This window comes from Arthrobacter sp. 08Y14, assembly GCF_002929455.1.
GTDB lineage: Bacteria > Actinomycetota > Actinomycetes > Actinomycetales > Micrococcaceae > Arthrobacter_B > Arthrobacter_B sunyaminii.
The window spans coordinates 1-503 of sequence record NZ_PJIX01000079.1 but is presented as its reverse complement, the minus strand read 5'-3'; the positions used below and the strand labels follow the sequence as shown (position 1 = coordinate 503).

Below are 503 nucleotides of genomic sequence, written 5' to 3'. Positions count from 1 at the left end.
GAATTCGATCTATGTGCCGACGGACCTGGGCGCTTTCATTCCGCTGTCGCAGATAGCCCGGGTCGTGCCCACCTTGGAGCAGGGCATCGAATGGCGGCGCAATCGTCTGCCGACGATCACCGTTCGTGCAACGCTGCCGGATGGCGTCCAGTCGAACGACGTGACCCTGAAGATGTTCACGGAAATGCAGCCGCTGCGTGACAGCCTGCCCGCTGGCTATTCCATCGAGATCCAGGGTGGTGCGGAAGACAGTGCGGAGAGCCAGAACTCGATTGCGGCCAAGGCCCCGATCATGTTGCTCGTCATTGTCGTGCTGCTGATGGTTCAGCTGCAGCATTTCGGCAAAGCGATGCTGGTGCTCGCCACCGGTCCGCTCGGGATCATCGGTGCTGCCGCTGCCTTGCTGATCTCGGGTTCCCCCTTCGGCTTCGTCGCGATCCTCGGCGTCATCGCTCTGCTCGGGATCATCATCCGTAATTCGATCATCCTGATCGACCAGATCG

At 60.8% G+C, this 503-nt stretch carries 1 protein-coding gene; it reads left to right on the top strand.

Translation table 11 applies throughout. From position 1 onward, the window contains the following. Positions 1–503, top strand: a 503-nt coding sequence (locus CXR03_RS19070; protein WP_146070581.1) for an efflux RND transporter permease subunit, incomplete at both ends; no start/stop codon positions are given.